Here is a 16445-nt window from a genome sequence, read left to right as displayed (position 1 = left end):
GCAGCCCCACAGCCGGGCACGCCGACGCCGCCTCGACACTGTACTGTCGCTGCGAGATTGGGGCGGCAGTCACCGAGAAGCGACCGACCGCTGCACCAATGCCCAGGTAGGAACGCGTATTTCGGGCGGAACTGGAGGATGGTTCGTGGTTGGCGAGTCGATGACCTGGGTGCAGGCCTTGGTGCTGGGTCTGGTGCAGGGACTGACGGAGTTCCTGCCGGTCTCCTCCTCGGCGCACCTGCGCATCGTGTCGACAGTCTTCTTCGGCGACGACGCGGGCGCCTCGTTCACCGCGGTCACCCAGCTCGGCACCGAGGCCGCGGTGCTGGTGTTCTTCGCCAAGGACATCTGGCGGATCGTGTTGGCCTGGTTCGCGGGTCTGCGCGAGCGGGTGGGCGCGCGCGATCGCCGGGAACTGCCGCTGCACGACCAGCCCACCACGAAACTTCCCGTCCTCACCGCCGACCATCGGCGCGTTCTCGACGAGCAGGCCCAGCGCGAACTCGACTATCGAATCGGCTGGTATGTGATCATCGCCACCATTCCCATCGGGGTGCTGGGGTTCTTGTTCAAAGACGAGATCCGCACCGGCGCCCGCAATCTGTGGCTGGTGTCGTTCATGCTGATCTTCTTCGCCCTGGTCATCGCCGCCGGTGAGCACTTCGGCCGCAAGGAACGCTCGATCGAGCAACTGACCACCCGCGACGGCCTGGCCATGGGTTTCGCGCAATGCCTGGCGTTGGTCCCCGGTGTCTCGCGCTCGGGAGCGACCTCGACCGCGGGCCTGTTCCTGGGCTTGGAGCGCGAAGCGGCCGTGCGGTTTTCGTTCCTGCTCGCCATCCCCGCCGTGACCGCCTCGGGCCTGTTCAGCCTGCCGGACGCGTTCGAACCCGCTGGTGAGGGCCTCAACGCCAGTGGGCCGCAACTGCTGGTGGCCACCGTGCTGGCGTTCGCGGTCGGCTACGCGTCGGTGGCGTGGCTGTTGCGTTTCGTGGCACGACATTCGCTGTACTGGTTCGTCGGCTACCGCGTCGTGCTGGGCGCGATCATCATGGGCCTGCTGGCGGGCGGGGTGGTCTCGGCGACATGATCGCTAGGCTGGCCGCATGACGGTGATCCTGTTGCGCCACGGTGTGTCGACCTCCAACAGCGCCCGCACCCTGGCCGGTCGCAGCACCGGCGTCGAACTCACCGAGCGCGGCGAGGAGCAGGCGAGGGCCGTGGCCGAACGCCTGGCCGGGCTGCCGATCGAACGCATCGTGCACTCCCCGCTGCTGCGCTGTCAGCGCACGATCGCACCGCTGGCGGAAAAGTTCGGGCTGGAACCGGTATTCGACGACCGGCTGCTCGAGGTGGACTACGGCGAGTGGACCGGCCGCCCCATCGCCGAACTGCTGGAAGAACCGCTGTGGAAAGTCGTGCAGCGCCACGCCTCCGGCGCGGTGTTCCCCGGCGGGGAGGGTCTGGCGCAGGTGCAGGCGCGCGCGGTCGCCGCGATCCGCGACCACGACCGCGCCCTGGCCGAGCAGCACGGCCGCGACGCGCTGTGGGTGGCGTGCACGCACGGGGACGTGATCAAGTCGGTCCTCGCCGACGCGCTGGGCATTCACCTCGACGGCTTCCAGCGCATCGTCGTGGAACCCGCCTCGATCAGCGTCGTGCGCTACACCCCGACCGCGCCCTACGTATGGCGGCTCAACGACACCGGCGCCGACCTGTCGGCCCTCGCCGCGGCCGGCGCGCAACGCCCGGCAGCGACCTCGGCAGCGCCCGGACCGGAGACCTCCGGGCCAGTCCCCGGTGGCGAGCTCGGCAATACCGGCAGTGCGGATAATGGGAATGCGGAGCGTCGAGATTCCTTGTAAACAACCGAGCGGTCGTTGTATGGAATCCCCGCACCGCGGGTAGTCGATCAGGGTCACGTATCAGGAGGTGCATGTGTCACGCGCAATCCATGTATTCCGCACCCCCGATCGTTTCGTCGCCGGGACCGTCGGTGAGCCGGGCGATCGCGCGTTCTATCTGCAGGCGGTGCAGGAGCCGCGCGTGGTCAGCGTGCTGCTGGAAAAGCAGCAGGTCAAGGTCCTCGCCGACCGGATGGGTCTGCTGCTGGACGAGGTCGCGCGCCGCTTCGGCGCGGAAGTGCCCCCGCAGGCCGAGGACGTCAGCGACAACGCGCCCCTGCTCACCCCGATCGACGCCGAGTTCCGCGTCGGCACCATGGGCCTGGGCTGGGACGCCGACGCCGGGGCGGTGGTGGTGGAACTGCTGGCGATCACCGAGACCGAGGTCGACGAGTCGGTGGTGCTCGACGACACCGAAGAGGGCCCCGACGCGGTGCGGGTGTTCCTCACTCCGATCCAGGCCCGCGAATTCGCGCTGCGCTCCACCCGGGTGATCGCGGCGGGCCGCCCGCCGTGCCCGCTGTGCGGGGAGCCGCTGTCGGCACGCGGGCACATGTGCGTGCGCACCAACGGCTACAAGCGCGGTGACATCTTCGGCGCGGCCGAACTAGAGGAGTGATTCGGTGGCCGAGACCGGGGACGGATTCCACAGCGGCGAACTGACGGTGATCGGGCGGATCAGCACCGCCAGCAACGTGACCCTGATCTGCGACGTGAACGACACCGCCGACGACGCGCCGCTGCGGGTGGTCTACAAACCGATCCGCGGCGAACGGCCACTGTGGGACTTCCCCGACGGCACCCTGGCCGGGCGTGAGGTGGCCTCCTACCTGATCTCCGAGGCCGTCGGCTGGGGCGTGATCCCCGAAACCATTCTGCGCGAGGGCCCTTTCGGAATCGGCATGGTGCAACGCTGGGTCGTCGGCGTGGACAACCACACCGACCGCGGCGACCGCCTGGACCTGATCGACCTGTGCCCCGCGGGCGCGGTGCCCGACGGATTCCGCGAGGTGCTGCGCGCGGTGGACGACGCGGGCAACGAAGTGTCACTCATCCACGCCGACGATCCGCGGCTGCAGCGCGTAGCGGTACTCGATGTGCTGCTCAACAACGCCGACCGCAAGGGCGGGCACGCGCTGGAAGGGCTCGACGGGCAGGTCTACGGCGTCGACCACGGCATCTGCCTGCACGCCGAGTACAAACTGCGCACCGTACTGTGGGGCTGGGCCGGCCAACCCCTCGGCGACGGCCTGATCGCGGACATCACCGCGTTCGCCAAGCAGCTGCCGGGCGCGTTCGCCGACACCCTCGCCGAGCACATCACCGACACCGAGATCGACGCGTTGATCGAGCGCACCCAGCAGTTGCTCGACGAACCGGTGATGCCGGTGCCGCGCACCTCCCGCCCCATCCCGTGGCCGGCCTTCTGAACCCGGCGCCGCGCACGCCGGATTCCTGGCACAGTTGAAGCTTCGAACGCTCGGCGCCACGACGAGGAGGACGCGATGCCCCACTCCACTCCGGACCGGGCGGCACCGGCGGTGCGGATCGTCATCGGCGCACCGACCTACCGCATCGCGCTGCACTATGTGCACCTCTACGACAAGAAGCCCTATCCCGACACCGCCCTGCACCTCTACGACAACGGCGTCTACTGGCTGAGCTCGGCGGGGGAGAACCACTTCGGCGTCTACGTCCTCACCGAAGGCTCGGTGGACTCCGGACGGTTCACCATGCGGTTCATCTCTTTGCCTTCCGCGGACTGGGGCGATACGGTCGCTTATCACGAACTCGAGTTCGATGTCGCCCGCGGCGAATTCACCCAGCTCGCCCTCGCCGACACCGATCCCGACATCCCCGAGCTGGACGGCACGTTCGCGATCACACCCAACACGATCGCCGATCCCACCCGCCGCGCAGGCAGCTGATTCAGCGAAACCGAAATCATTGACATCCCACGATTTGCTGGAAGACGCAGGTCGCGACCGGCGGGCGCATCCGCCCGAGGGTCGCGGGCACCGGGCCGGGGACCGATGACCCCCACCACACCTTTACCCTCGTAAGCATGCAGTCCTGGTCCGATACCGCCCTCCCCACCGTCCCCGGAGCAGGACCGCCGTTGCGGTTGTACGACACCGCCGACCGTCAGGTACGCCCGGTCACCCCCGGCTCCACCGCGACGATGTACGTCTGCGGCATCACCCCCTACGACGCCACCCACCTCGGCCACGCCGCGACCTACCTGACCTTCGATCTGGTCAACCGCCTGTGGCGCGACGCGGGCCACGACGTGCACTACGTGCAGAACGTCACCGACGTCGACGACCCGCTGTTCGAACGCGCCGCCCGCGACGGCGTGGACTGGCGCGAGCTGGGCGCCGCGGAGACCGATCTGTTCCGCGAGGACATGGCCGCGCTGCGGATCGTGCCGCCGCGCGACTACATCGGCGCCATCGAATCCGTCGACGAAGTCGTGGAATTCGTTCAGAAACTGCTGGCCTCGGGCGCGGCCTACATCGTCGACGACGCCGAATTCCCCGACGTCTACTTCCGCGCCGACGCCACCGAGCAGTTCGGCTACGAATCCGGCTACGACCGCCCCACCATGGAGCGGCTGTTCGCCGAACGCGGCGGCGACCCCGACCGCCCCGGCAAACGCGACACCATCGACGCACTGCTGTGGCGCGCGGCGCGTCCGGGCGAGCCCTCCTGGCCCGCCCCGTTCGGCCCGGGCCGCCCCGGCTGGCACATCGAGTGTTCGGCGATCGCACTGAACCGCATCGGCCCGGAATTCGACATCCAGGGCGGCGGCAGCGACCTGATCTACCCCCACCACGAATACTCCGCCGCGCACGCCGAGTCGCTCATCGCCGGGCGCCGCTTCGCCCGCCACTACGTGCACGCCGGCCTGATCGGGCTGGACGGAGAGAAGATGTCGAAGTCGCGCGGCAACCTCGTTCTGGTCTCGGCGCTGCGCCGCGACGGCGTCGACCCGGCGGCCATCCGCCTGGGCCTGCTGGCCGGGCACTACCGCCAGGACCGGATGTGGACCGACGCCCTGCTCGAGCAGGCGCAGCGACGGCTGGACCTGTGGCGCGACGCCGCCGCCCGCCCGGCGGGCCCCTCGGCCGCCGACACCGTCGCCCGCATGCGTCAGCACCTGGCCGACGACCTGGACACCCCCAAGGCGCTCGACGCGCTCGACAGCTGGGCCCGCCGAGCCCTCGACTACGGCGGCCAGGACACCGACGCGCCGGCGCTGATCGCCACCGCCGTCGACGCGCTACTCGGTATCCGCCCGTAGAACCGCTCCTCTTGCCCGCATCCCCGCGCCCGTGATGGGGTAGCCGCGTGTGCAAGCTTCCCGGTGCGGGTCTGTTCGGTCCCGGCGGCAAATTGGCGACCCTGGCGGCCGGACGACTACGGCCCGCGACCGACCCCGCCGATCCACGCACGATCGCGGCGCGTACCCGGTTCTTCGGCGCCGACACCGTCGACCCCGCCACCGGCGCACCGCGCAGCGACCGGGTCGTGCTGTCGTGGGTCGGCTGCACCACCTACGCCCTGGCCATCGGCGGTTCGGTTTTCCTGCTCGATGCCTGGGTGCCGCGGCTGACCAGCACCGGATACGTCCCGGCCACCCCGCAGCAGTTGGCGGACCTGGCGCCCGCGGCGATCTTCATCGGTCACGGGCACTTCGACCACGCGGGCGACGCGGGCCGCATCGCGCAGGCCACCGGCGCCACCGTGCACGGCACCGCCGAGCACTGCGCGGCTATCGCCGCGCAGGTCGGCGACCCGGCGTTCCCCACCGTCGCGCACGGTGACGCGCACACCCCGATCGGCACCCGGGAGGACTGCACCGTCGGCGCGGTCGAGGTCACCGTCGTCCGGCATCTGCACTCCGCACGCACCCCACCCGATCCCGTCGGCGGCTCACCACGGTTGTTCCCCCGCCCCGAACCGGGAATCGTGCGCACCCACCCGCCGACGCTCGAAGGCCTGCTGCAAGCAGTCCCGCGGCTGCGCGACGCCGAGGGCGGGGTGCTGCTGTACCAGTTCCGGGTACCGGGTTTGCGCCTGGTGTGGCACGACTCGACCGGGCCGCTCACCGAACGCGCATCACACGTGTTCGACGTCCTGGCCGCGCTACCGGCCACCGACGTGCAGATCGGCGCCGTGCAGGGCTACAACCAGATCAGCAACGGCCTGCGCGATCCCCGCACCTACCTCGAGGCACTGTCGCCGGGACTGTTCGTACCGTCCCATCACGACAACTGGCTGCCCGGACTCACCGCGAGCGCGGCGACCTACGACGCGCCGCTGCGCGCGGAGCTGGACAAGATCCCCGCGGCACGACGACCGGAACTGCGCGCATTACACGACCCCGCCGACTACATCCGGCCCCAGCGCCTGACGTTCACGCTGTGACGGCGCACCGCGGCGCACCTCTCAGGCGGTCAATGCCGCGACGGCAGTGGCGTACATGGTGTTCTTGATCGCGCCGAGCGTGCCGGGATCTTTGCCGCCCAGCGGAGCGAGCATGGCCACGGCGGTGTCGGTGACCGCTCCTTCGACGGCGGTGGCGTCGACGATGTCGAGGGCCGCGGCGTCGATGCCACCGAAGCGGCGGCCGGTGGTCATCGAGGCGACGGCGCTCTTCGGGGTGAGTTTGGCCTGGATGAGCGCGGCCATGCCGGGGGTGAAGCGGATGTGGATGTCGACTTCGGGGAAGCAGAAGTAGCCGCGGTCGGCGCGCATGACGCGGTAGTCGTGAGCGATGGCGAGCATGGCGCCCGCACCGAACGCGTGGCCGGGCAACGCCGCGGCGGTGGGCATGGGCAAGGTCAGTACGCGGGCCAGCAGCGCCTGCACCTGCTCGACGTACCATTCGGCGCGCTCGGCGTGGGCGCCGAGCCAGTCGAGGTCCAGTCCGTTGGAGTAGAACTTGCCGCTCGCGGTGGTGACCAGGCCCTGGGCGCCGTCGGCCACAGCGGTGTCGAGGTGGGCGCCGACCTGGTCGAGGAAGTCTGGGGAGAAACGGTTTTCGTCGCCGCCCAGATCGAGAACGGCGATCTTGTCTTGATAGTCGAGGGTGGGCATTGGTGTTCCTTTCATTCGAGGGTCGGTGGTGGGGGATCACACCGGCGGCGGGCCGACGGCGAGTACGGCGCGCACGGCGCCGCGCAGATACTCACGCGCGCGCGGATCCGCCAGCCGGTCACGGCGCAACAGCACGGCGGTGGGCAGATCGACCAGGCACAACGTCATGACGTCGACGGCGTGGCGATCGCCGCGCTGCCACAGCCGGTGTGACAGCCGCACCAGCAGCTCGACCAGTACCGCGTCGGTGGCCGCCAGGTCGGCGGCCACGCTGTCGGGCACCTCGCCCAGCAGCTCCTCGCGCCGCACCGCGAGCAGCAGCCGCGAGGAGTCCGGGTGGCGCTCGGCGAAGACGGCGGGCGCCTCGGCGGCCGCGACCACGGCCTCGACGTCATCGTCGTGCCGATCCAGCGCCGCGGTGACCAGGGCGGTTTGCAGGTCCAGGAAGCGGCGCGCGGCGCGCAACCAGGTGCGGCCGAGCAGCTCCGCGCGGGATCCGAAGGTGTGGTAGATCGCGCCGTTGGAGATGCCGGTGGCGGCGGCGACCGCGCGGGTGGTGACCGCGGCGGGGCCGGAGCCGACGGCCAGTGATTCCGCGGCGTCGAGCACGGTGTCGGGGTCGTGGGTCCGGGGGCGGGGCATGCCGACACGATAACAGAGCAGATGCTCTGTTATCGAGCGCGTGGCGGCCGGGAGCGCATCACGTTCGGGCGCTAGATATTTCAGCAGGTAACAGGTACCGAAGAGTCTTCTCGGGATACGCCGCGGTACTTCCCGGGCTCGGTCCGGCCGACGCTACGATGCGGTACTGTTCGGTCCCTCCCCCTGACCGAACGAAGAGAACGGCGCACGCATGTCACGAGTGGTCACCAAGGAGCAGTACTTCGACACCGGGTTGGAAGTGCTCGCCGAACTCGGCTTCAAGGGTCTCAACATCGGCGTGCTGTGCCGGCAACTCGGCGTCACCAGCGGGTCGTTCTACCACCACTTCGGCAGCTGGCAGGGATTCGTCGACGCCCTGCTCGAGCACTGGGAGAACCGCCAAGTGCGCATCCTGGGCACCATGCCGTTCAACAAGGGCAACCCCGACGACGACATCCGCGCGATGTCCGACCTCGCCGCCGGACTGCACCATGCCGCCGAAGCCGCCATCCGCGCCTGGGCGGCCAACGACGAATCGGTCAACCTCGCCCTCAAACGCGTCGACGAATCCCGCAGGCGCACCGTGCACAAAGCGGTCAAAGGCATCGTCCGCGACGACGACACCGCCGCCGTGGTCACCTCACTGGGCATGGCGATGCTCGTCGGCTACCAGCAGATCGCCGCGGGCGGGGAGAACCTGTCGCTGGACCAACTGCTGGCCGAATACGCGCGCCTGATCTACAGCCACGCCCAGCGCTGACCCAACCCGGCTAGCCCAGCAGTTCATCGACATAACACCAACGCCACGCCTCGCCCGGCTCCACACTGCGCATCACCGGATGACCACTGGCCCCGTGATGCTTGGTCGCGTGATTGCCCGGCGAGGAGTCGCAGCAGGCCACGTGCCCACACGACAGGCACATCCGCAAATGCACCCACGCCAGCCCCTCCGCGACGCACTCGGCGCATTCGTCGGGCCCGGCGTGCGCACGCACCAGCGGCGCGTCCCGCAGATGCGCGCACACCTCCTCACCCACCGGCGCGGCCAACGGTTCCGCGCGCTCCTCCTCGGCCTCATCGAAGCGATCGATGATCGACTCCTCCAGATCCAACTGCGCCAGCACATGCTGCAGGATCTGGTAGTCGACCGTGCCCGAATCCCGCACCCGCAACACCGATTCGCGTTCGGCACGCAGCATCGCCAACCGCAACCGCCGATACTCCGCGGTGGGCGTCACCAGTTCCGATTCCGCCCGCCCCAGCCGCTCCCACGCCGCATTCGCCTTCCACGACACGCGATCACGCAACGTCTGCACCACCCCGGGCGGCGTATCCGCGGTGATCTGCTCTTCGAGCGCGGCCAAACCGGCCGCCGTCGCCTGCTGCAACACATTCGCCTTCTGCAACGCGTCCTCGGCGCGACTGGGCGCACGCAACCGCAGCCACCGCACCAGCCACGGCAACGACGTCCCCTGCACCAGCAACGTCCCCGCCACCACCACCAGCGCCAGCAGCTTCAGCACGGCCAACAGCGGCGTGTCCTCCGACAGCAGCAACACCGCCGCCAGCGTCACCACACCGCGCATCCCCGCCCACGACACCACGACCAGTTCACCGGCCGGCACCGCCGCACCGTTGCCGAGACTGTGCGACACCAGCGAGGAACCGAACACCCAGATCGGCCGCGCCAGCATCGTCACCGCCACCACCGCCAGCGCCGACAGCACCAACGTGGCGTGATCCAGATCGCTGTGCCAAGCACCCTCCACGATCCCGCGCACCTGCAACCCGATCAACACGAACACCGCACTCTCCAGAATGAACTGGATCGTCCGCCAATTGATGCGCTCGGCGATCCGCGACGCGGCACTCTGCCAAGCCGGCGCGTTGTGCCCGAGGATCATGCCGCACACCACCACCGCGATCACCCCGGAGGCATGGATGCTCTCCGCAGGCAGATACGCCGCGAACGGCGCCAGGAACGACAGCGTCGTATCCATCACCGGATCGGTGATGCGCCGCCGCAGCATCGCCAGCAGATACGCCACGACCACCCCCACCGCCGCGCCGCCACCGGCCGCCAGCAGGAAATCCGCCCCCGCCTCCCACACCGACACCGTGCCCGCCGTCGCCGCCAGCGCGGTCCGCAACGCCACCAGCGCGGTCGCGTCGTTGAACAACGACTCGTCCTCCAGGATCGTCACGATCCGCCGCGGCATCCCGATCCGGCGCGCCACCGCCGTCGCCGCCACCGCGTCCGGCGGAGCCACCACCGCGCCCAACGCGACCGCCACCGCGAACGGCACCGGCAACAGCCACCACACCACCACCGCCACGGCGAAGGTCGTGAACAACACCAACCCCACCGACAACAACGCGATCGTGCGCACATTCGCCCGGAAATCCACCAGCGACGTGCGGATCGCGGCGGTATACAGCAAAGGAGGCAGGAAACCGAGCAGAATGATCTCCGGCTCCAGGTGGATCTCCGGCACGAACGGCAGATACGACGCCGCCACACCGCCCACCGTCAGTACCAACGGTTCGGAGACCCCGAACCGGCGCGCCAGCGCCGCCAACGCGGCCGCCGACGCGACGAGAACAACCAAGCCGATCGCGACATGCACGGTGGAATTCTCGCAGAGCGCACGATCGGCAAACCGCCCGCGCGGTAGATGACACGTGCGCGGTCGGCCGAACTACTGTGCCCGGGCGCACCCACGCGCCATGCTTGTCGACGACAAGGAGGTAGACATGGAGGAGTTCGCGTCCTGGCGGGCGAACGGACGACGCCACACTCATCGCGGCCACCAGATCTTCTGGCGCGACGGAGGCTCAGGCGCCGACGGGACGCTGGTATGCATCCACGGATTTCCCACCGCGTCCTGGGACTGGCACCGCATCTGGCCCGGTCTGTGCGAACGTTTCGCCCGCGTCATCGCCCCCGACATGATCGGTTTCGGCTGGTCGGCCAAACCTCGCCACTACGACTACCGCATCACCGACCAAGCCGACCTGCACGAGAACCTGCTCCGCGAACAAGGCATCAGCCGATTCCACATCCTCGCCCACGACTACGGCGACACCGTCGCGCAAGAACTCCTGGCACGCGACGCCGAACGCCGCGCGGCAGGCGACGAATCGCTGGTGATCGAATCGGTGTTCCTGCTCAACGGCGGCCTGTTCCCCGAGGCCCACCGCGCCCGTCCGGTGCAGCGACTGCTGGCAGGCCCCCTCGGCCCGCTCGTCGGCGTCCTGGGCACCGAACGCACCTTCCACCGCAGCCTGGCCACCGTGTTCGGACCCGACACCAAACCCACCGACGTCGAACTGCACCAATTCTGGCTGCTGTGGTGCAGCAAACACGGAAAACGCAACGGCCACAAACTCATCCGCTACATGGCCGAACGCCGCAAACAGCGCCAGCGCTGGGTGGGCGCACTACAGCAGGCCCAAGTCCCGATCCGGCTCGTCGACGGCGTCACCGACCCCGTCTCCGGCGGCCACATGGCGCACCGCTACCGCGAACTCATCACCGACCCCGACGTGGTGGAACTGCCCCGAATCGGCCACTACCCACAACTGGAAGCACCGGAACAGACTCTCACGGCCCTGCTGGAATTCCACACCGACCGAGTACACAAGCCCACCGCCTGACCCCCGCCGGCGAACCGTGTTCCGGACCGGCTGCCAGGCCGGTCCGGAACACTATCGTGTAGACGACCGTCGAGGATGGGGCCGCCCCAACCGAAACAGGTTCGCGTGCAAACCCTCTCGCGATCCCCGCCGAGCACCGAAGGAGCCGCCGATGCCCGCCGCCGACCTCCACCTGGACACCATCGAACTCGACCGCACCGGGCGAGTACTCACCGCACGCGTCGTCGCACCCCCGCTCAACTTCGTCACCCCCGCGGTCGTCCGCGACCTCGACACCCTCACCGCCACGGTAGACACCGACGACACCATCGGCGCGGTCGTGCTCACCGGGGGACTACCCGGCCGCTTCCTCACCCACGCCGACCCCGCCGCCCTCGGCGGCATGATCGACCGGCCACATCCCTTCGTCCCCGCCCGCGCCGCGGCACCGTTCCTGCGCGCCGCCGCGGCCGCGCTCCGCGTCCCCGGCGCGACCGACCTGATCGAACGCCACGGCGGCGGCCTCGGCGCGGGTCTGGTCTGGGGCCACCGCTGGAAGCGCACCACCTTGCGGATGAACCGCTCCCGCGTCGCCTACCTCGCCGCCATCAACGGACCCGCACTCGGCGGCGGCCACGAGATCGCGCTGGCCTGCGACCTGCGCTACGCCGCCGACGCCGAGCACGTGCGCCTCGGCCAGATCGAGACACTCGCCAACCTCATCCCCGGCGGTGGCGCCACCCAACGCCTCACCCGCCTGCTCGGCGCCGCCAAAGCCATCGAGATCACCCTCGAGGGCACACCCTTCACCGCCCGGGAAGCGCTGCGCCTGGGACTGGTTCACCGTCTACTCCCCGCCGAAGACCTGCTCGCCGAAACCCACGCCACCGCGGCACGACTGGCCGCCCGCAACCCGATCGCCATCGCCGAACTCAAACGCGCCGTCTACTTCGGCTCCGACAAATCCCTCTCCCGCGGCCTGGACGCCGAACAAGCCGGATTCATCTCCGTCGGCACCACCGCCGCGGCCGCCCGCACCACCAAAGCCTTCTTCGAAGACCTCGACCGTCTCGCCGACACCCCCTTCCTCGCCGACCCGCAACCATGGTTGGACGGCACCCGCGTCGACCAGGTGAGCAAGTGACCAGCAGCGCCGCCGCCGCCCACGCGCGGCACCCGGACCGCTACGGCGACAGCCTCCTCCTTATCGGTCGGCGGCGACGGCGTGCAGTGGCTCGCGGTGCAGGACCAGCTTGGTGGTGCGGGCCTTGTAGGCCTCGGGTGCGTCCTCCCAGTCCGCGGTCAGGGTAGTGACCTGTTCGGCGGGGAAGTCCTGTACACCGAGCTGCATCGCGCGAGACACACGCCGAGGGATCGGCAGGATGTCACCATCGCATCGACCCGCCACGAAGGGACGCACGATCGCATCGCGCGCATCGGTCAACACGGGTGTGGGCCGGTCCCGCCATTGCAGGTGCCCCGTGCGAACGAGTTGCAGCTCACGCATTCTCGCGCTGCCCCTGCGCCAGTGCGGCCAGCTCCTGGAATTTCACGATGTTCCCGGCAGCGCCCCACGTGCCCTCCGGCTGTTCGCGGATCAACACCCACACCCGCAGCGCGTCACCCGTGGTGAGACCGGCGGCCGCGAGTATCCGCTCGGTGACCTCCTCGACGAGCCCGGCCTTGCGCCGTTGCGAAAGCCCGCCTTCGGGAACGGTCACATCCACGCGGAACCGCGGCAGGTCGTCCTCCAGTGCGGCGAAGCACCCGTCGGCCACCTCCTCGACTCGGCACCACGCTTGCGCACGGAAAAACGCGGTATCGGGCGCGCCCTCCCATTTCAGCAGGGTTTTCGGCAGCGACTTCATCAGCTCGCCGCGCGCTTGAGCGGTCAGGACTCCGGTGGGCAGGGTCAAGTGGATCATCGGCATCGGCGTTCTCCCTCGCGTCGGTCCGCCGTCTATAACGGTCGTTATAATCCGGGGACGCTACTATATGACAGCTGTCATAGACAAGGATGTAGGGATGCCGGAATCTCCGGACTCACGCCAAAAGCTCGTGGCCGGAGCCGCCGATATGATCCGGCGACGCGGCCTCAACGCCACCAGCGTGCGCGAATTGGCCAAACACGCCCACGCACCGCTGGGATCGACCTACCACTACTTCCCGGGCGGCAAGACCCAACTCGCCACCGAAGCGGTCACCTTCGCCGGCGAACTCACCGCGACGCTGCTCGCTCGCGAGCTCGAGAACGGACCCGTCCAGGGATTACGCGTCTTCCTACGGATGTGGCGAAAGATAGTGGTGGACTCCGACTTCCGAGCCGGATGTCCGGTGCTGGCGGTCTCGATCGAAGACCTCCCCGAAACCGAAGGGGCGCCACACGAAGCAGCTGCCGCCGCCTTCGGCCGATGGACCGACCTACTGACATCGTCGCTGCGCGAACACGGCGCCGACCCCGCCGATGCCGAACTCACCGCCACGCTGATCATCACCGCCGTCGAGGGAAGCGTGGCGGTGTGCCGTGCCGAGCGCAGCACGCGAGCGCTGGACCGCATCAGCCGAAAGCTCGAACTGATCGTCCAGAACACGATCGCGCGAACGCCCGAGGAGAACTGATCGCTCCGCGATCCACCGGCGTTCGGTGACTCCATCAACCACAGCCGGTGCAAAGTGGCACGATCCGCACCCCGTCAAGCAGTCGGCGCGGGCTCACGCTCACTCACGCCGACCTGCTCCCCGGAATCGACCGACGCCCGCGTCACCGCCACCCAGGTGTTGTTCACCGCCGCCGTCCCCGAAAACGTGTCCGTCAACGCCGGATCGTGCAGCAGGTTCACATTCGCCCCCGGCAACGACGCCGCCACCGTCCACCCGACACCCGGCTCCTGATGACCCCACCCATGCGGAATCGCCACCGTCCCGACCCGGATATCATCGCTCACCTCCACCGGCACCACGATCGACCCGGTCCGCGAACGCACCGTCACCGGCTCACCGTCCCGCAACCCCCGCGCCGCGGCGTCCTCCGGATGCATCAGCGCCGTGCAGCGATCCCGCCCCTTCACCATCGAAGGCACATTGTGCAACCACGAATTGTTGCTGCGCAGATGACGCCGCCCGATCAACTTCAAGTCATAGCCGTCCACCGGCGCGGTCACCGCATTCCCGCGCTGCGCGTCCGCCAGGACCTCACGCGCGGCCGCCACGAAATCCTCCGGCGCCACCTGCACCTTCCGATCCTTCGTCCCGAGCAACGACCGCAACCTCGGCCGCAACGGCCCCAAATCGATCCCGCCCACCGCCGCACGCGCCTTACCCACGGTCAACCCCTTCCGGCCCCGCCGCAACACCCCGTACGGACCCGCCGCAACCCCGAGCGCAGCGATCCGCACCGGACTCACCCGATCGAACAACCCGTTCAGCACCCGCGCGGTGAACCGACGCGCAGGCAGCGGCACCACCTCGGTGACCAGCCGCGCCATGATCTGCCAATCCTCCAGCCCATCGGCAGGCGGCTCGAACACCCGCGCGTCGAAACGCAAGTTGTTGCGCACACTGAACACCGGGAACAGGATGTTGACGTCCTCCCGCTCCAACGGCGAGATCGGCGGCAGGATGATGTCCGCGTGCCGCGTCGTCTCCGTGATGTACATGTCCACGGCCACATAGAAATCCAGCGAGTCCAGCGCCGCCCCCAGCCGGCCGCGCTGCGGCGTCGACAACACCGGATTGCCCGCATACGTGATCATCGCGCGGATCCGGCCCGGCCCGTCGGTCAGCATCTCCTCCGCCAGCGCCGCCACCGGCAACTCCGAACGAAACGACTTGTAGGTCCCGGAACTATCCGTCCACGCCCCGTACCCCACCGGCAGATACTTCGCATACCGCGGCGCATCGATCGGCGGCGTCGCGAACATCTGACCGCCCGCCCGATCAAGATTGCCCGTCACCGCGTTGATCGTGTTCACCAACCAATGCGTCAACGTACCGGTCACCTGCTGACACACCCCGATTCGCGCGTACAGCACCGCCGAGGAGGCCGCCGCGTGCTCCCGGGCCAACCCGCGAATCGTCTCCGCGTCCACCCCCGCGTACACCGCCATCCGCTCCGGAGACGCCTCGGCCACCAGCGCGCACAACCGCTCCCAGCCGGTGCTCGACGCCCGAATCGCCTTCTCGTCGCAGAGAGCCTCGGCGACCAGCACATGCAACATCGCCAGCAGCAGATACACATCCCCGCCCGGCGCCACCGCGACGTGCTGATCGGCCAGCCGCGCCGTCTCGGTCCGCCGCGGGTCGATCACCACGACCTTCCCGCCACGCCGCCGCACATCCCGAATCCGCTGCTTCGCATTCGGCATCGTGGTCACCGACCCGTTCGACACGGCCGGATTCGCGCCCAGAATCACCAGCCGATCGGTGCGATCGATGTCGGTCACCGGCATCAACACATTCGAGCCGAACATCCGCCACGCGACGAACTCCTGCGGGAACTGATCGATCGACGAGGCCGAGAAGAAGTTCCGCGTCATCAGCAACGTCCGCAGCAGCACCGCGTACAACACCGACGAGCTATGGGCCGCCGGATTACCGAGATACATGCCGACCGCACTGTTCCCGTGCTCGCGACGTACCCGCCGCAACCGCTGCCCGATCTCGCGGAACGCCTCGTCCCAGCCGATCGGCTCGAACGACGAACCCACCCGCCGCACCGGCGTACGCAACCGATCCGGGTCGTGATGCAACCCGCCCATCGCCGTCGCCTTCGGGCAGATGTACCCCTTCGACAGCACGTCCTCGGGATTACCCTCGATCCGCGTCACCTGGTCATCGGAGACCGTGACGAGAATTCCGCAGTGCGCCTCACACAACGTGCACTGCCGGGCAATGGTGGTAGCACTCATGTTCCACAGGCTAACCGGGGACACCACATTCCGTACAGGGCTGTACGTAAGATTGACACGGGCACGCACCGCGACCGCTCCGCCCCCTCGGCGCGCAATCCGGGGCTGCGCTGACACTTCCGGGCGCACACCCTACTTCTATCGCCGCACAAATTATTTCGGAGATCTACGGCCTCATGATCACGCCGCCCGGTCGGCCGACGACCTCTCGGCTCCGAGCTGAGCGATCAGGGCAAGCATCCGAGACGATTCG

The 16445-nt window shown here is 68.9% G+C and carries 17 protein-coding genes; 11 read left to right on the top strand and 6 right to left on the bottom strand.

Going from position 1 to position 16445, the window contains the following annotated elements:
• Positions 1-160 precede the first annotated feature (160 nt).
• From ACGF7Y_RS22585 to ACGF7Y_RS22555, 7 genes are all read left to right on the top strand, one after another.
• A complete protein-coding gene (locus ACGF7Y_RS22585) occupies positions 161-1090 on the top strand; it encodes an undecaprenyl-diphosphate phosphatase (RefSeq protein ID WP_393236662.1) in 930 nt (309 codons plus the stop codon).
• A gap of 16 nt (positions 1091-1106) precedes the next feature.
• Positions 1107-1865, top strand: coding sequence for a histidine phosphatase family protein (locus ACGF7Y_RS22580; protein WP_393236555.1), 759 nt, complete (start codon positions 1107-1109; stop codon positions 1863-1865).
• Between the two features lie 73 nt (positions 1866-1938).
• The gene (locus tag ACGF7Y_RS22575) at positions 1939-2523 is read left to right on the top strand and encodes a DUF3090 domain-containing protein (protein WP_063020586.1); all 585 of its coding nucleotides are present in this window, start codon (positions 1939-1941) and stop codon (positions 2521-2523) included.
• Positions 2524-2527: 4 nt separating this feature from the next.
• Positions 2528-3334, top strand: a complete 807-nt coding sequence (locus ACGF7Y_RS22570) for an SCO1664 family protein (RefSeq protein ID WP_393236554.1) — start codon at positions 2528-2530, stop codon at positions 3332-3334.
• 75 nt (positions 3335-3409) lie between these two features.
• On the top strand, positions 3410-3832 hold the full coding sequence (locus ACGF7Y_RS22565) for a hypothetical protein (RefSeq protein ID WP_393236553.1): 423 nt from the start codon (positions 3410-3412) through the stop codon (positions 3830-3832).
• A 137-nt stretch (positions 3833-3969) separates the two neighbouring features.
• The gene (gene mshC / locus ACGF7Y_RS22560; protein ID WP_393236552.1) at positions 3970-5208 is read left to right on the top strand and encodes a cysteine--1-D-myo-inosityl 2-amino-2-deoxy-alpha-D-glucopyranoside ligase; all 1239 of its coding nucleotides are present in this window, start codon (positions 3970-3972) and stop codon (positions 5206-5208) included.
• Positions 5209-5255: 47 nt separating this feature from the next.
• A complete protein-coding gene (locus tag ACGF7Y_RS22555; protein WP_393236551.1) occupies positions 5256-6335 on the top strand; it encodes an MBL fold metallo-hydrolase in 1080 nt (359 codons plus the stop codon).
• Between the two features lie 21 nt (positions 6336-6356).
• On the opposite strand, the gene ACGF7Y_RS22550 is transcribed toward ACGF7Y_RS22555, so the two are convergent.
• Together ACGF7Y_RS22550 and ACGF7Y_RS22545 are read right to left on the bottom strand one after the other, a co-directional pair.
• The gene (locus ACGF7Y_RS22550) at positions 6357-7007 is read right to left on the bottom strand and encodes an enoyl-CoA hydratase-related protein (RefSeq protein ID WP_393236550.1); all 651 of its coding nucleotides are present in this window, start codon (positions 7005-7007) and stop codon (positions 6357-6359) included.
• A 36-nt stretch (positions 7008-7043) separates the two neighbouring features.
• On the bottom strand, positions 7044-7649 hold the full coding sequence (locus ACGF7Y_RS22545) for a TetR family transcriptional regulator (protein ID WP_393236549.1): 606 nt from the start codon (positions 7647-7649) through the stop codon (positions 7044-7046).
• A gap of 211 nt (positions 7650-7860) precedes the next feature.
• On the opposite strand from ACGF7Y_RS22545, the gene ACGF7Y_RS22540 reads away from it, so the two are divergent.
• Positions 7861-8409, top strand: coding sequence for a TetR/AcrR family transcriptional regulator (locus tag ACGF7Y_RS22540; RefSeq protein ID WP_040867073.1), 549 nt, complete (start codon positions 7861-7863; stop codon positions 8407-8409).
• Between the two features lie 10 nt (positions 8410-8419).
• Here ACGF7Y_RS22540 and ACGF7Y_RS22535 read toward each other — a convergent pair whose 3' ends face one another.
• A complete protein-coding gene (locus tag ACGF7Y_RS22535) occupies positions 8420-10276 on the bottom strand; it encodes a Na+/H+ antiporter (protein WP_393236548.1) in 1857 nt (618 codons plus the stop codon).
• Positions 10277-10403: 127 nt separating this feature from the next.
• On the opposite strand from ACGF7Y_RS22535, the gene ACGF7Y_RS22530 reads away from it, so the two are divergent.
• Both ACGF7Y_RS22530 and ACGF7Y_RS22525 read left to right on the top strand, forming a co-directional pair.
• Positions 10404-11306, top strand: coding sequence for an alpha/beta fold hydrolase (locus ACGF7Y_RS22530; protein ID WP_393236547.1), 903 nt, complete (start codon positions 10404-10406; stop codon positions 11304-11306).
• A 151-nt stretch (positions 11307-11457) separates the two neighbouring features.
• Entirely contained in the window at positions 11458-12429 is a 972-nt protein-coding gene (locus ACGF7Y_RS22525; RefSeq protein WP_393236546.1) for an enoyl-CoA hydratase/isomerase family protein, read from the top strand.
• A 60-nt stretch (positions 12430-12489) separates the two neighbouring features.
• Here the strand turns inward: ACGF7Y_RS22525 and ACGF7Y_RS22520 are convergent, their stop codons facing one another.
• Positions 12490-12636, bottom strand: coding sequence for a hypothetical protein (locus ACGF7Y_RS22520; protein ID WP_393236545.1), 147 nt, complete (start codon positions 12634-12636; stop codon positions 12490-12492).
• A 148-nt stretch (positions 12637-12784) separates the two neighbouring features.
• Positions 12785-13216, bottom strand: coding sequence for a 4-oxalocrotonate tautomerase family protein (locus ACGF7Y_RS22515; RefSeq protein WP_393236544.1), 432 nt, complete (start codon positions 13214-13216; stop codon positions 12785-12787).
• A gap of 94 nt (positions 13217-13310) precedes the next feature.
• Between ACGF7Y_RS22515 and ACGF7Y_RS22510 the strand changes: the two genes are divergently transcribed.
• Positions 13311-13904, top strand: a complete 594-nt coding sequence (locus tag ACGF7Y_RS22510) for a TetR/AcrR family transcriptional regulator (RefSeq protein WP_393236543.1) — start codon at positions 13311-13313, stop codon at positions 13902-13904.
• A gap of 74 nt (positions 13905-13978) precedes the next feature.
• Here ACGF7Y_RS22510 and ACGF7Y_RS22505 read toward each other — a convergent pair whose 3' ends face one another.
• Complete coding sequence (locus ACGF7Y_RS22505; protein ID WP_393236542.1) at positions 13979-16192, bottom strand: molybdopterin oxidoreductase family protein; 2214 nt, start codon at positions 16190-16192, stop codon at positions 13979-13981.
• Positions 16193-16445: the final 253 nt, after the last annotated feature.

This window comes from Nocardia sp. NPDC047654 (genome assembly GCF_043205035.1).
GTDB lineage: Bacteria > Actinomycetota > Actinomycetes > Mycobacteriales > Mycobacteriaceae > Nocardia.
This window is presented reverse-complemented; position numbering and strand designations above follow the sequence as displayed.

What these genes read in the sequence shown, in the direction of transcription:
- ACGF7Y_RS22550 (WP_393236550.1), bottom strand. Translation starts at nt 7,007, where the DNA reads ATGCCCACCCTCGACTATCAAGACAAGATCGCCGTTCTCGATCTGGGC.
- ACGF7Y_RS22530 (WP_393236547.1), top strand. Translation starts at nt 10,404, where the DNA reads ATGGAGGAGTTCGCGTCCTGGCGGGCGAACGGACGACGCCACACTCAT.
- ACGF7Y_RS22540 (WP_040867073.1), top strand. Translation starts at nt 7,861, where the DNA reads ATGTCACGAGTGGTCACCAAGGAGCAGTACTTCGACACCGGGTTGGAA.
- ACGF7Y_RS22565 (WP_393236553.1), top strand. Translation starts at nt 3,410, where the DNA reads ATGCCCCACTCCACTCCGGACCGGGCGGCACCGGCGGTGCGGATCGTC.
- ACGF7Y_RS22580 (WP_393236555.1), top strand. Translation starts at nt 1,107, where the DNA reads ATGACGGTGATCCTGTTGCGCCACGGTGTGTCGACCTCCAACAGCGCC.
- ACGF7Y_RS22545 (WP_393236549.1), bottom strand. Translation starts at nt 7,649, where the DNA reads ATGCCCCGCCCCCGGACCCACGACCCCGACACCGTGCTCGACGCCGCG.
- mshC (WP_393236552.1), top strand. Translation starts at nt 3,970, where the DNA reads ATGCAGTCCTGGTCCGATACCGCCCTCCCCACCGTCCCCGGAGCAGGA.
- ACGF7Y_RS22510 (WP_393236543.1), top strand. Translation starts at nt 13,311, where the DNA reads ATGCCGGAATCTCCGGACTCACGCCAAAAGCTCGTGGCCGGAGCCGCC.
- ACGF7Y_RS22505 (WP_393236542.1), bottom strand. Translation starts at nt 16,192, where the DNA reads ATGAGTGCTACCACCATTGCCCGGCAGTGCACGTTGTGTGAGGCGCAC.
- ACGF7Y_RS22515 (WP_393236544.1), bottom strand. Translation starts at nt 13,216, where the DNA reads ATGCCGATGATCCACTTGACCCTGCCCACCGGAGTCCTGACCGCTCAA.
- ACGF7Y_RS22585 (WP_393236662.1), top strand. Translation starts at nt 161, where the DNA reads ATGACCTGGGTGCAGGCCTTGGTGCTGGGTCTGGTGCAGGGACTGACG.
- ACGF7Y_RS22520 (WP_393236545.1), bottom strand. Translation starts at nt 12,636, where the DNA reads ATGCAGCTCGGTGTACAGGACTTCCCCGCCGAACAGGTCACTACCCTG.
- ACGF7Y_RS22525 (WP_393236546.1), top strand. Translation starts at nt 11,458, where the DNA reads ATGCCCGCCGCCGACCTCCACCTGGACACCATCGAACTCGACCGCACC.